The organism is Oscillibacter sp. CAG:155, from assembly GCA_000436875.1.
Classification (GTDB): Bacteria; Bacillota; Clostridia; order Oscillospirales; family Oscillospiraceae; genus Oscillibacter.
Window position 1 is genome coordinate 5535 of the sequence record FR890939.1, and the last position, 13969, is coordinate 19503.

Annotated in this window: 12 protein-coding genes and 1 pseudogene; 8 read left to right on the plus strand and 5 right to left on the minus strand. The window is 59.2% G+C overall.

Annotated elements, in window-relative coordinates; genetic code table 11:
• The 8 genes from QZL67_RS07910 to QZL67_RS07945 form a co-directional block, all read left to right on the plus strand.
• A partial coding sequence (locus tag QZL67_RS07910) for a hypothetical protein (RefSeq protein WP_292920129.1) occupies positions 1 to 623 on the plus strand: 623 nt, incomplete at its 5' end.
• Positions 620 to 1063, plus strand: a complete 444-nt coding sequence (locus tag QZL67_RS07915; protein WP_022290184.1) for a hypothetical protein — start codon at positions 620 to 622, stop codon at positions 1061 to 1063. The genes QZL67_RS07910 and QZL67_RS07915, both read left to right, overlap by 4 nt.
• 28 nt (positions 1064 to 1091) lie before the next feature.
• Positions 1092 to 1622 (plus strand): phage holin family protein, encoded by a 531-nt coding sequence (locus QZL67_RS07920; RefSeq protein ID WP_022290185.1) that lies wholly within the window; start codon positions 1092 to 1094, stop codon positions 1620 to 1622.
• Between the two features lie 15 nt (positions 1623 to 1637).
• Positions 1638 to 2000: a hypothetical protein gene (locus QZL67_RS07925; protein ID WP_022290186.1), complete on the plus strand. Its 363-nt coding sequence runs from the start codon at positions 1638 to 1640 to the stop codon at positions 1998 to 2000.
• 50 nt (positions 2001 to 2050) lie between these two features.
• On the plus strand, positions 2051 to 3433 hold the full coding sequence (locus QZL67_RS07930) for an N-acetylmuramoyl-L-alanine amidase (RefSeq protein WP_022290187.1): 1383 nt from the start codon (positions 2051 to 2053) through the stop codon (positions 3431 to 3433).
• Between the two features lie 13 nt (positions 3434 to 3446).
• Entirely contained in the window at positions 3447 to 5150 is a 1704-nt protein-coding gene (locus QZL67_RS07935; RefSeq protein ID WP_022290188.1) for a hypothetical protein, read from the plus strand.
• A gap of 247 nt (positions 5151 to 5397) precedes the next feature.
• The gene (locus QZL67_RS07940; RefSeq protein WP_292920131.1) at positions 5398 to 10671 is read left to right on the plus strand and encodes a hypothetical protein; all 5274 of its coding nucleotides are present in this window, start codon (positions 5398 to 5400) and stop codon (positions 10669 to 10671) included.
• Positions 10672 to 10784: 113 nt separating this feature from the next.
• Positions 10785 to 11438 (plus strand): restriction endonuclease, encoded by a 654-nt coding sequence (locus QZL67_RS07945; protein WP_022290190.1) that lies wholly within the window; start codon positions 10785 to 10787, stop codon positions 11436 to 11438.
• Between the two features lie 126 nt (positions 11439 to 11564).
• Here QZL67_RS07945 and QZL67_RS07950 read toward each other — a convergent pair whose 3' ends face one another.
• The 5 genes and pseudogenes from QZL67_RS07950 to QZL67_RS07970 all read right to left on the minus strand — a co-directional run bounded on the left by QZL67_RS07950 (position 11565) and on the right by QZL67_RS07970 (position 13884).
• Positions 11565 to 12452: a 4Fe-4S binding protein gene (locus tag QZL67_RS07950; RefSeq protein ID WP_022290191.1), complete on the minus strand. Its 888-nt coding sequence runs from the start codon at positions 12450 to 12452 to the stop codon at positions 11565 to 11567.
• 2 nt (positions 12453 to 12454) lie between these two features.
• Positions 12455 to 12607: a CD1871A family CXXC motif-containing protein gene (locus tag QZL67_RS07955; RefSeq protein ID WP_022290192.1), complete on the minus strand. Its 153-nt coding sequence runs from the start codon at positions 12605 to 12607 to the stop codon at positions 12455 to 12457.
• On the minus strand, positions 12585 to 13118 hold the full coding sequence (locus tag QZL67_RS07960) for a TlpA disulfide reductase family protein (RefSeq protein ID WP_022290193.1): 534 nt from the start codon (positions 13116 to 13118) through the stop codon (positions 12585 to 12587). Before QZL67_RS07960 ends, QZL67_RS07955 begins: the two co-directional genes overlap by 23 nt.
• A 188-nt stretch (positions 13119 to 13306) precedes the next feature.
• Positions 13307 to 13402, minus strand: a pseudogene (locus QZL67_RS07965) (manganese catalase family protein); the annotation flags it as partial.
• Complete coding sequence (locus QZL67_RS07970) at positions 13402 to 13884, minus strand: spore coat protein CotJB (protein WP_022290195.1); 483 nt, start codon at positions 13882 to 13884, stop codon at positions 13402 to 13404. The gene QZL67_RS07970 and the pseudogene QZL67_RS07965, both read right to left, overlap by 1 nt.
• Positions 13885 to 13969: the final 85 nt, after the last annotated feature.

The following is a 13969-nucleotide window of genomic DNA, read 5'->3' on the forward strand; positions in this document are numbered from 1 at the left end:
AACCCCCGGGCATCACAGGGGGGGGAGTGCGTTATCCGCTGGCATCGGTACCGCCGGCTATCGGTGAGACGGTTCGGCTGGAGACTGACACGGGGATGCACCTGCGGACGGACACGGTGTCAGACTGGCTGCGGGCCTATCTGGATGGCACAGTGCTGGTGCTGACCAACGAACCGGCTCCGGAGCCGGCGGAACCGGATCTGGAGGCACTGCGGGCAGCGAAGGAAGATGAGCTCTCTGATGCCTGTCACGATGCCATTACAGCAGGGACAGACGTGCAGACCAATCAGGGCATGGAGCACTTTGATTTGACGGAAACAGATCAGATCAACCTGACCACGGCGTTGGGTTCGGTGGACGCCGGCGCAACTGAGTATCCGTATCACTCCAAGAGATGCCTCTGCCGTATGTTTTCCGCAGATGAAATCCGGGCGGTTTCGCAGGCTGCCGTGGCCCACGTATTATACCACCGAACCCTCTGCAATCATCTGTTGACGTGGGTCCGCCGGACAGAGACGGCGGAAGAGCTGGAACGCATCACTTACACGGCAGACGGCATGCCGGAAGATCTGGCGGCCAATATGACGCAGATCCTGGCGGCCGCCGGGGAGGTGTCCGCATGAGCGGGGCGGGGCAGAGGGTCCTCTCCATGCTCCTCTGGAGCTGGGGAGGGACGGTGTATTTTCTCCTGGAGGTGGCATTCAAAAGCGTAACCCACGAACCGGAGCGAATCAGCTGGACCATGCTGGTGCTAGCCATGCTGCTGACGGTCCCGGTGGAGCGGTGCGGCGAGCAGCTGCCCTGGGAGGTGCCGCTTATCTGGCAGGCTCTGGTCTGTGCCGCCCTGGCAACGGCTGCGGAATTTGCGGCAGGGCTGATACTGAATGTCTGGCTGGGCCTGGGGATCTGGGATTACAGCCACATGTGGGGAAATATCCTGGGCCAGATTTGTCCCCAGTTTTTCCTGGTGTGGTGGGTGCTGTGTCTGGTATTTATCCCCATGTTTGACTGGCTCAGATGGGCCGTAACGGGCGGGCGAAAACCTACATACAAACTGATATGATCCGGCAGAGCCGGGGAAGGAGAACGACATGGACGATAAAATGACGCTGTTGCTGGGAATCAAGGCGGGGATCGCGGCGGTGGCGGCGACGCTGACCGCTGTGTGGGGATGGTTCGGCTGGCTGGTGGTGGCCTGGGTGCTGCTGATGCTCTCGGACTGGCTGATCGGCAGCGCCGCAGCGGCCAAAGAAGGCCGCTGGGCCAGCTCCAAGATGCGGGAGGGTGCCTGGCACAAGGGCGGGATGATCCTGGTGGTGTGCATCGCCCTGGTGGCGGATTGGCTCATCGGGACCATTATTGACCACGTGCCCGGCATCACGCTGCCGTTTACCTATTCGGTGCTGCTGGCGCCGCTGGTGATCGTGTGGTACATCATCGGGGAGCTGGGGAGCCTGGCGGAGCACGCCGTGACCTTCGGCGCGCCGGTGCCTGCCTGGCTGGTGAACATCCTGGAGATCAGCAAGAACGCGGTGGACACCGCCGGGGAGAAGATCACCGGCGGGGAAGAGACGTCCGGATCTGCCGGAGACGGCAGCGGAGATACAACTACGAAAGACTGAAAGGAGTAGTACATCATGAATCTGAAGCAGTATGCGTATGACATGAGAGTCTTGAGCGTGGAGGACCAGCGGCGGGGCAACCCCTCCGGCATCGAAATGGGCTGGGAGCTGTTCCGGCAGGGCTGCATCAACGGCGCAGAGCCCCTGGATGGCTTTGACTCCGGCGTGGACTGGAAGACCGCACAGAACGAGTGGAACGCCACTATGGACACCCAGGCCAAGCGGGAAGCGGCCATTGCTGAGCTGCGGGCCCAGGAGGCCGCCTTTGAGGAGGAGCTGGACGCCGCTTTCCAGGCGGGAGACCGGGCGCAGTTTGACGCCATCATGGCCTGGCCCCGTCACAGCGGGGAGGACCAGGAAGCCGAACCGGCGGAATAAGGCAAAGGCGCGGCCCCAGGGCCGCGCCTTTTTCAAAAAGGAGGATGTGCATGGTACATATCGAACGGACGCCCCTCTCCGCCATCCGGCGGGCGGCGGTGTATGTGAACAGCGGAAAGAAATCACTTTCTGAGATCGTGGCGGAGCAGCAGCCGGACATTGCCATGACGGCGGCATTTTACGACCCGGGCCGCTGGAAGCCTGTCTGCCCGGTAAAAGCAGACGGGAAGGTGCTTTTTGCGGACCCGGAGTACAACTACTGGGCCATCGCTTGGGACACCGGTCCCGACGCAGCGGAGGTTCTGGTACCGCCCGGTGGAAGCTGTGCCCGGACCAACTATGTGGCAAACTGCCTGCTGGTGCGAGAGGGCAAGCCCCAGCCCAAGCTCTATTACGGGGCAGATGTGAGCGGCCGTCGGGGTCGGGTGGCCGTGGGCCTCACGGACACGGAGTGGATCACCTACGGCGCCACAGACGGCTCCAGCGGCGCCTGTACGCCGGAGGAGCTGCGGGACTATATGGCCCGGCAAGGGTGCCGGTTCGCCGTCATGATGGACGGGGGCGGAAAGGTCAATGTGTATGTGAAAGCAGCGGGTGTGATGATGGAGGGCCGGGACCCCTCCAACACGCTGATCCTGCTGTGGCTGAATCATGAGGAGGAAAAGCCTGTGAGCGAGAAGAAGACCGTGGTGCTGGACGCCGGACACGACGCCGGGAATCTGGCCAACAAGAGCCCGGACGGCACCTATTATGAACATGAATTTGCCCTGGACATGGCAAAGCGTATCCGGGCCCATCTGGAGCGCTGCGGCGTGGCGGTGACGGAGACCCGGCCGGACGGCGGGGCGGTGAGCTTGGCCCAGCGGTGCGCCATCGCCAACGGCATCCCGGGGCTGGACCTGTTTGTCTCCCTGCACTCCAACGCGGCCGGCGGCAGCGGGTGGTCCAGCGCCAAGGGGTGGAGCTGCTATCTCTATGGCTCCGGCGGTGAGCGGGAGAAGGCAGCCAACGCCATTTTGGCAGAGGTGCGTGCCGCCGGCGTGACGGTGCGGTCTGCGCCCATCGTGTACGACCCGGCGCTGTATGTACTCAAGCACACCACCGCCCCGGCGGTGCTCATTGAGCACGGCTTCCACACCAATCAGGAGGACGTGGCAAACCTGAAAGACGGTGCCTGGAGAGCCGCTGTGGCCGCTGCCGAGGCCCGGGGCATCGTGGCATATCTGGGCCTTGCCTGGGTGCCGGAGGAGCCGCAGAAAGCCCCTGCGGAACCGGCTGAGCCTACGGAAGCGGAGCTGGCGGAGGCCTGGGTGCAGTCTGCCGGTGTTATGGCAGGCTATGATGATGGGGAGATGCACCTGGATGATCCCGTGACCCGTCGGCAGCTGATGCTGGTGGCGTATCGCCTGGCCAAGCTGGCGGGGCTGGTGTGAGAAAGGAGTAAATATGGCCAATTTCAATGACCTGGTCAAAGAACATGGTTCTGTTTCAGCGGCGCTGAAGGCGCAGGGGTACAGTGAAGGCTCTAACGGGAGTTGGTCCAAGGGCAGTGGGACTGGAAGCCAAAACTCCTCCGGGAGTTCCGAAAGAAGTTCCAAGGGGGGCTCCGGCGGAAGTGGTTCTTCCAAGGGAACTTCCGGGTACTATAATCCCAATACGGATTACTCGCTGGCCATCAAGAATGCCCAGAACAATGGTGCAAGTCAGAGCTACATCAGCCAGCTCCAGCAGGAGCGGCAGAACAAGATCGACGCCATGTACGGCGGCAGTGATCCCTACAAGGGAAGCAGCGATATCATGGGCAGCGGGTCCAGCAGCGGAAGCACGGGGACTTCCCATGGAAACTATGGGGGCGTGAGCCAGAGCATCAACTATCAGGCGCTCATCAACCAGGCGGTGGCAAAGGGAGATTACACGTCTGCCGCCATCTATGAGCAGATGCGCAACCAGAAGATCTCTTCGCCGGATTACAAGGGCAGTCAGTCCACCACGGACTACTATTCCCAGTACCTTCCGGAAAACCAGCAGATGCCCCAGTTTGAGGTCCCCAGTTTTGAGGAGTTCCTGGCACAGATGGGATATGACCAGTACACAGATGCCACACAGCAGCGTATCCAGGCGGCGGTCCAGCAGGCCGTAAACAACTACAACGCCCAGATCGAGCAGACCAACAAGGACTCCGACGAGCTGGCCCGGCAGGCCTATGTTGCCAAGATGCTGGGGCAGAAGAATCTGGATCAGCAGCTCAGCGCGGCCGGATATGCCGGAGGCATGGCGGACAGCCAGCGCATTGAGACAGAGACCAACTACGAAAACAACCTGCAGGACATTGAAAACCAGCGCCAGCAGGTGATTGTGGAACTGCAGCGGGCCATCCGGGATGCACAGCTCACCGGTGATCTGCAGGCGGCTCAGGAGCTGCAGGCCTATCTCCAGTCCATGCAGTCCAACTGGCTCAATTATGTGCAGAATCAGCAGCAGATGCAGAACACCAACTACTGGAACCAGCAGCAGATGCAGGCCAGTCAGCAGCAGATCAACGCCGAACAGCAGAATACGGCCTACAACCGGGCGCTGCAGCTGCTGGGCATGGGTATCATGCCGGGAACAGATCTGCTCTCCCAGGCAAATCTCAGCCAGCAGGAGGCGGAGGCGATCCGCAGCAGTGTTTTGGCGGAGATGAGCGGAACACCGGCGGTAGCCTCTTCCGCTGCCCGGACTGCGTCCACCCGATCTTCCCGGTCTTCCCGGTCCGCCGGAGGGTATGACAACGGTTCACTCACCGCTGACCAGGTACGCCAGATGCAGCAGGCCTTGGGGGTAACGGCGGACGGGATGTGGGGCAATGATTCCAGAAATGCCGCCGGAGGCCTGACGGCGGACGAGGCCTGGGCAGCCATGCAGGGAAACCGCCAGCTGTCTGTCAAGCAGTCGAATCTGCCGTCGTATGATACCATCCTGCAGAACTCGGGCGCCGGCGCTTATGGCCCGGCTTACGGCATGACCCTCAGCGCGGTGCAGGCCATGGTGAATCAGAATGCCACCAAGCAGCGGGTCGAGGAATATTTGCTGGAGCAGGTGGACGCAGGAAAGATCAACGAGCTGGGCGTGGCCACCATTTTGCAGGCACTGGGCATCGAGCAGGGATAAGGAGGAAGCCATGGCGAGTGTGAGTGAAGAATTGCGGAAACGGGTTTACGGCACGGCATCACCAAACCAGGACCAGATCCAGGCGGTGCGGAAGAAGGCGTACACGCTTGTTCCGGCCCCGGCGGCTTCAACGCCGGCCAAGCAGAAAAAGACGTCTTCGGCAGCGAGCGGGAGCTCCGGGAAGAATACCGGCATAATCGGAAGCATTCTGCATGCGCTTCGAGATCCCTCTACCAACGGCGAAGTAGTGGACAGCACCACCGGCCAGGTGATTTCCGTGGACAAGCCCTCCGCCCTGAGCGGGACCGTAAAGGGTGCGGCAAAGCAGACTGCATCTGCCTGGACGGGGCTGGGGCGGCTTGCCGCTTCGGGGCTGTCCGCACTCAACGATTCCGCCAGCTCCAACCGTAGGCGCTCCGTGCAGGAGACGGAAAACGCGGAGCATTACCGGCAGATGCTGACCCGTGGGACTATGGACGACGGAACAGTGATCGATGAGGCGGCCCGCAAGCGGCTGGAGCAGCTGGCAAAGCGGGCGGAACAGTCTTCCGGCATCTATCGGGATGCCATGGAGCAGGAGACCAAAAATATTGACAGCGTAGGAAAGAAACTCTCCGGCCTTTCGGATCGGCTGGGAGAATCTGCGGAGCGGGACATTGCCCAGGCCAAGGAGGGGCTGGGAAAGGCCGGACAGTTTGCCGTAGATCTTGGTGTGGCGGGGACACAGATGGCGGGAGACGCACTGCTGGCGGCGCTTACCGGCGGCAGCGCCCTGCCCTTTGTGGCGGCCCGGTCCGCCGGTGCAGCGGCACAGGAGGCGGAGAAGTCCGGGGCATCCTTCGGTCGCCAGCTGGCCTATGCAGTTGGCAGCGGCGCGCTCTCCGCGGCAACAGAAAAGCTCTCCAACGTGGCCGCGCCCTTCCGGAAGATGTTCGGCGCAGGTGTACTGGATCAAGCCATGGAAAAAGCAGCAGGGAAGCTGGGGCAGACAGCTGCGGGAAAGATCGCACTCTCAGCGCTGGGAGAGGGGGGCGAGGAGATCGCAGAGGATGTGCTGCAGCCGTTGCTGCAGCGGATCACCTACGACAAGACGGCGCTTTCCCAATATCAGGACCCGGAGTACCTGGCGAATACGCTTTACGATGGCTTGATCGGCGCAGTGATGGGCGGTCTTGGCGGCGGAGTGGACGTGGCCATGAGCCGCGGACTGTCCGGAGAAGATCTTCAGTCCCGGGAAACGTGGGACGATCCTTCCGATTATGACATCACGCCCCGGCTGGATGCTGGACTCCCGCAGCAGAAAACCGCCGCCCCCAGAGGGGAGGCGGCGGTGAATGAGAACGGACTGACGGCATTGACGGAGCAGGAGCGGGTCAACCTCTCCTCAGGAGCGAAAAACAAGATCGTATCCACCTTCCAGGAGGCTGTGGACTTCGTAAAAAACGCCCTGGCCAACAAGCAGAATGTGGACCGGGCATATCTGGGAAAGGTGCCGGATGCCGTTGCGAGGAAGGTTCTGGCGGACACGGGACTGAATATCAGCGGATACACTGCTGTCATCCATGGCGATTCCGTGCGTCACATGTTCAAGAACCATGGAGACGCCCAGGCAGAAGCTGCAAGAGGACAAGTGGCGCTGACGCCTGAGACGGCCGCCAATATTCCGCAGGTGCTTTCCTCTCCGGATCGCGTTTCCCTTTCCGGCAACACAGATGCCAGAGGTCTTCCGACGCTGCTGTTTGAAAAGCGGATCGGAGACTACTACATCACGGCGCAAGCCGTGGCGGACGGAACGCATTCCCTCCAGACAGATACCCTGTACATCAGAAAGAAGGGCCCGCAAGATACGGTGTCCAATACCAGCGATACCGCCGGCCCTGAACACAACGTCCGAAACGTCCCGCCGCAAGGTCCTTCTTCTTATAATTCTATTATATCTTCTGGGTCGGATTCCGTCAAGAATCCGCGGCCCACCCGAGGCAGCGGTGCACTGGATGCTCTGGGCGTCCATGTACAGGGAGATCTGGGGGAGTATACTGGCGCTCAGTTACTTCGGGGACGGGAGGAGGGACGAAAGCGCACCGTGAAAGCCCGGCAGGAAGCGGAACGGCGGCTGAACCCCACCCGGGGTGAAAAGACCTTCGCAAAAGGAATCGCCGAGGGGGATTACACGGCGGCGGACATCCCGGCCTCCATGCACCGGGCGGTGGTGGAGGAGCTGGCTGACTATTACATGGCGGAGAACAGCTTCAAGGCTGTGGACGGAGTCAAACTGCGGGGACAGGCGATCCGGGAGGAAACCGAACAGCTGGCCCGGGATCTGCTGAAGGACGACGACAATGCCAGGATGATCTCCATGCTGCGCATGAACGAGATGACACCGGAGCGGGCCATGCGGAAGATCTTCGGGGATGAGCTGGGGGAGACGATCAACCGGACTTATATCTATCCGGTCCAGCAGAACGAGGCGGAGAAGCTCCGCTTTACCAACCGGATGCTGGATGCTGTACGGACCTTCCGGGACAGCACAGGGCGGGAAAGCCCCCTGACCCGTCAGGAGCGCTCCGTCGTTCAGCAGATGCTGGAGGACCGTTTTGTAGGTGAGACCGTGGCCTCCATGGAGATGGCTGAGAGCATCCGCAATGCGGCGGAGAATTTGAAAAACGGAAAGGACGCCGCAGACACGGCCAAAGAGCTCCACCTGGACCGGGAGGACATGGATCTGGCCCAGCGGCTCTCCCGCTGGATGCAGAACCAGGAGCTTTTGGATTCCGGGGCGATGGACCGGGTGAAGATCCAAAATGCCGTGGACACCTATGGAAAACAGTACGATCTCTTTTATGATGCCATCAATGACTTTCTCACCGCCCACGGATACAGCACCATCGGATTCATCAAGGGCTATGCGCCCCACATGCAGGGAGAGGACACCCAGAATAAACTCCTGTCCGCCCTGCGGTCCATGGGTGTGAACACAGATGCTATGGTGCTTCCCACCTCGATCTCCGGCCTTACGGCCAGTTACAAGCCGGGGAAGCGGTGGAACCCATATTTCCAGTCCCGGAGGGGAACCAGTACGGACTATGACGCGGCGGCGGGCTATGAGTCCTATGTCGGGTATCTGGCGGACATTCTTTACCATACCGACGACATCGCAAGGCTCCGGGGGCTGTCCCGTTATCTGCGTAAGACCTATGGACCGGAGGAGATCTCCGACGCCATCGATCATGCAGAAGGGCTGCGAAATATGGAGGCAAAAGACCAGGTGGAGGTCCTGCGGGACGCCGGGCGGATCAGCCAGGGCAGCACCCTGAGTCCGCAGGATGCCCGGGCGGAGCTGGAGAATTACATCGACTCGCTGTATGACGACGTCAAGCACATGACCCGATACAGCGAGTTTGTGAAGTACATCGACAATTACGCCAATATCCTGGCCGGAAAGCAGTCCATGGCGGACCGGGGTATGGAGTACACCGCCGGCAGAACCAGCCTCAATGCGGGCAATAAGCTGGTGTCTGCCTTTGCCAGGGCCCAGGTGGCGGGAAATCTCTCCTCGGCCCTCAACCAGAGCGCACAGCTTGCCCAGCTGCTGGCGGAAGTGGATGGAAAGTCCGTGGCGAAGGCGGCGGCGGACCTGGTGAAGTCCACCGGTGGACGAATTTGGAATATCAAGGCCACGGAGCTCTTTGACCAGAGCGACCTGCTGACCAGCAAGAAGGGCATCGAGTATCTGACGGCGGACGACAGCGGGATGGACCGGTTTGTGACGGCCCTTTTCAAGCCGGCGGATCTGATGGACAGCCTGGTATCCGCCCTGACGGTCCAGAGCAAGTACGAGCAGCTGCTCAGCCAGGGCGTGGATGGTTCCGTGGCCATGGATCAGGCCAACCGGTTCGCCACTTCTATCATGGCCTCCCGGGCAAAGGGCTCCCGGCCGCTGGCGTATGAGAGCAAAAACCTTCTCAATCAGATGCTGCACCTGTTCCAGACGGAAGCGGTCAACAGCTGGGACCATATCACGCAGGATCTCCCGTATCAGTACCGGCAGATGGCGGCGGAACATGGAAAGAAGGCGGGCGCCCGTGCCGTTGCGACAATCACTGTAAAGGGGCTGTGCTCCGCCTTTTTACTCAATCGGATTACCGAGGCAGCCTACGGCGGTACCCCGGCACCGTTTGATGTGCTGGGATATTTGACGAACTTCGTTGCATCCGGTGCGGGCATGAGTACCAACGAATGGCTGAAGAATCTGGTGAACTCCGGCTGGGAACAGCTGTTCGGGGAGCCGCTCTTTGATGACGGAGACAACAAAGAAGAGGAGAAGACGCCGTTCAATCTGGGACAGGCCACAGACGACCTGGTGTATAACCTGCTCAACGACGTGCCCTTTGTGCGCAATGCCGCCGGAATCCTGGGGCTGGGAGATCAGACCATGCCCCTGACCAACATTGCCGAAGCGGCGCAGGGTGTTGGGGAGGCGGCCAAAAACTCCGGCGTATTGTCCGGGGAGATGGGAGGCGCGCTCCTGACGTTGGGAGCGTCCATGCTGCCCGGTGGCCGACAAGTACAAAAAACGGCCCAGGGCGTGCAGACGATTCTGGACGGCGGCAGAATGTACGGGTATGGAAACAACCAGCGTATGCAGTATCCGGTAGAGCGAGACCCCTTCAATATTGTGCAGGCGGTGCTCTTTGGAAACAGTGGACTTTCCGAGTCCAGGGACTTCTACGCCTCCGGGAACACTGGCCTCTCCGCCAAAGAGACGCAGTTTGTCAAGGAAATGGAACGCAGCGGAGCAGACCGGACAGCGGTCTATGACGCACTTCAGAGCATCCGGCCCGAAGAGGACACGGCGGAAAAGGCCCAGGCATTGGCCCGTGCGGATCTCAGCGATCAGGAAAAGCTGGAGGTGTATGCAGGAGCCATTGCCGGACAGAACAGCAGTCAGCCGGAGGTTCTGCGGGGGCTGATGGCGCAGGGGCTCAGCTGGAATGAGCTGGCCGAGACGTACCCCTTCACGTCGTCCGCATCCGGAAAGCGGTATGCCGGATACATCGAGAGTGGCCTGACGCCGGGGCAGGCCGGGGGATTGACTGCGAAGATGGATGCTTTGGAACCGGAGGCGGGAAAAGACACCGTTACCGATTTGCAGAGGTACCGTACCGTGGTAGACTACGGACTTTCCCAGCAGGACCAACTGGCCGTTCTGGGGGAGATGATGGAGGACTCGGAGTATGAGAGCCTTATGAGCGCCTATCAGTTGGGAGTAAAACCGGAGCAGTTCGTCTCCTTCCGGGAAGGTATTTCCGGGCTCAGTGCCGACAAGAATGCGGTGGGGAAGACGATCTCTGGGTCTAAAAAGAGAAAGGTGATGCAGTTCATTGACTCCATGGATTTGAACAACGCACAGAAAACGGCCCTGTACTATGCCGCCGGGTATTCGGCCAGCACACTGGACGACGCACCCTGGTATGGGCGACCGGAGAGAAGCTGGAACATCATCCCCAGCCTGAACGGATAAGAAAAGCGCCCCGGAATCACCCAGTTGACCTAACAACACACCTTGTGTTATTGGGTCAAAGTAGCTATACTGTGAATATAACAACAGATAAGCACGAAAAGGAAGATGTAGACATGCGCCTGGGGGAAAGATTAAAAGCCCTTTTGAAAAATGTAATTCTGAAGTTAAAATCGATTGTCGGATGGTGGTTTGGCAAGAATACAGGATTGAAAGTAGGTGTCTTGATTTTTTGGACACTATGGATGCTAGGAACAGCAGGGTTGCCACAAAATCAAGACTTTCCCCTGTATCAAGTGCCTATGCTTTACGTGGGTGGATACTTTGTTTTCTATTTCGTGTGCGTCATAATTGTCCTGTTTGTTAACAAAAATAGAAGAAAAGAGGTTCAAAGTACATATAATTCAAGGCAACCGTTTAATATGCAACAAGTTGATGCAATGACTGGTACGGAATTCGAAAATCTTTGCGTCAATATTTTGCGAAAGAACGGATATGAAATGATAAAGCAGACAAAAGCAACCGGAGACCAAGGAGTTGATATTATAGCGGAGAAAGATAGCAGGAAATATGCGATTCAATGTAAGCGTTATAGAAATCCGGTTGGGAATCATTCAGTAATGGAAGTATGCTCTGGAAGAATATATTATAGCTGTGATGTAGGGGTTGTCATGACAAATAGCACATTTACACCACAGGCGATAGAACACGCAAAGAGAACGGGTGTTTTGCTCTGGGATAGAGAGATTATTAGAAAAATGCTGAATTGACATAATAAGCATCTTTGCCATTACGGCAAAAAGTACCCATCCCATTTTGAATGAGGTGGGTACTTTTTCAAGTTGGCCACAAAAATTAACTTAATGACATTGGAAATCGTCGGGGCGCTTTTTCAGTCATCTGGAGGCATCACCGGAGGCGGTGCCGGGGTCTGTGCGGGAGGCAGCCTGCGGGCCAGCTCGGAAGAAGTGGAGGCAGCCCTGGGGACAGGCCGCGGCGCACTTGCCGCAGCGGATGCACTCTGCAGACCGGGAGATCTCCTCCACGGAGAGATCCACGGGGCACGCCGCCTGGCAGGCGCCGCAGTGGGTGCACTGCTCCGCCTCCCAGTGGATCTGCACCAGGCTGAACCGGTTGAACCAGCCGTAGATCGCCCCCAGGGGGCACAGATACTGGCAGAAGGGCCTGTATACTTTGATGGAGAGAAGCACGATCACCAACAGGACGGTGGCCTTCCAGGAAAAGAGCCAGCCCACCTGGCTCCGCAGCGCCTCATTGGCTGCCAGCAGCGGCAGGGCTCCCAGCAGGGTGCCGGAGGGGCACAGGTACTTGCAGAAGGCCGGGACCTTGGCAAACCCGGTAAACAAAAACGCCGAGCCGATCCCCACCAGCCCCACCAGGACTGCGTATTTTCCGTACTTCAAGATCCGGTGGAAGGGGAGACGCTTCCGCTTGCGGAACAGCGGGATCTTGTGCAGCAGGTCCTGAACCAACCCGAAGGGGCACAGCCACCCGCAGACGAACCGGCCCAAGAGGCTCCCAAACAGGAACAAAAAGCCCAGGACCCAGAAGGGGACCGTGATTTCCCGCTGGTTGAGCAGGGCCTGGAGAGCCCCAATGGGGCAGGAGGCCACCGCCCCCGGGCAGGAGTAGCAGTTGAGGCCTGGAACACAGGCATATTTCAGACCACCCCGGTAGATCTTCCCCTGCAAAAAGCCGTAGGTATATCCGTTGGTGACGATGGAGAAAGCCAACTGAACGGTCAAACGCAGTTTTTTCATCATCTTCAGCCCAACCCGATACACTCCATGCAGATCATCACCGCTTTCTGCCAGACCATGGACGACTGGCCCAGGACGGCGCCGGCCGCCAGACACAAAAGCCCGATTCCCACGCCCAGCAGCCAGGCCCGATGCTTACTGCTCCGCCAGAAGTCCATCGATCAGTTCCTCCCAGTCTGCTTTTTCTTTGGCCCCCAGTACCGAACGGAGGACCGTTCCGCTGTCATCGATGAAGAAGGTGGTGGGGACGGCGGAGACGTCCGTCAGCAGGGCGTAATAAAGGGATTCGTTCAGCAGTAGGTGGGTGTAATCGGCGCCAGTCTCGCTGATGAGTCCCTCTACTTCGTCCAGAGATGTCTGGTCCGCACCTTCCATCACATCGCTGACGATACCGATGATCTGAAAGTCCGCCGGATCATACTCGTCGGCCAACTTTCCCAGGTCCGGCATCTCACTGAGGCAGGGGTTACAGGTGGTGGCCCAGACATTGACCATGGTCAACTTGGATTGGGTAAAGACTTCCTCCGTGACGGTGTTGCCGTCCATATCCACAGCCTCAAAGGAGATGGCATCTGTGTCGGCGGTATTTTGGGCCTCGCTGCCGCAGCCGGTCAGCAAAGCCGCTGTCATTGACAAGGCCAAAAACAGGTTCAGACAGTGTCGTTTCATCGTGTTTTCCTCCGAATTATACAGCAAATCATACGGTGGTACGTTTCCCAAATAAATTGGTGGAGCCAGTATAGCATGAGAAAACAGCCTCTGTCGAGAGCAATTTGAATACAAAACGGGAACGGCTGCCGGGAGAGGTGGCTGCTACAGGAAGATGATGGTGACTTTAATTATAGTTTAATGAAGTAAGGCCCGCCGTACTGGGAGATGATGATGGAGGCCAGCTTGGGGTTGACATTTTTGATCTTCACCGGGTACTGGAGTTTTTTCTCATAGACAAACATTAGGCGTTCCCTCCCTCATCCCAGGGCCACGGGTCTTTCAGCCAGGCGTACCCGTCCTCGGGGGTCAGATCCGTCTGGAGCAGGGGCCCGTAGAGCTCCTGATATTTCTGCCGGCCCTCCTGGGCCAGCTTGATGTAGGACCAGTACAGCTGCAAAGCCTCCTGATCCTGGGAATGGGTCACAAGGTAGAGCCCCAGCTCGTCGATGGCAAAGTCCAGCGCCATCAGCTCCACCAGGGCGGTGTTTTTCAGCTGGGTCTTGGCCTGAATGGCCGCTTTGAAGGGCAGGTCCAGGCCGGGAAACAGTGTGCCGGTCTGGAGGGCCTCCATCCGGCTGAAGCGGACAGGGTTATTCTCCTGCATAGCCACAAAGGGAAACGCCAGCGCACCGCAGCGGCCGGGAAGCGATCCCTGGCCGGCACCGCAGCCATTGGGGGCGGTGGGAGGTGTGGAGGGCTTGTTGGTATCGGGATTGTTTTCCATCTGGGTGGAATCCTCCTTTGGAAGGGATGGCGCCGCAGACCGGAGGCCCCGGCGCTCAGTCCAGTGTATGCTGGAGGAGGGAAAG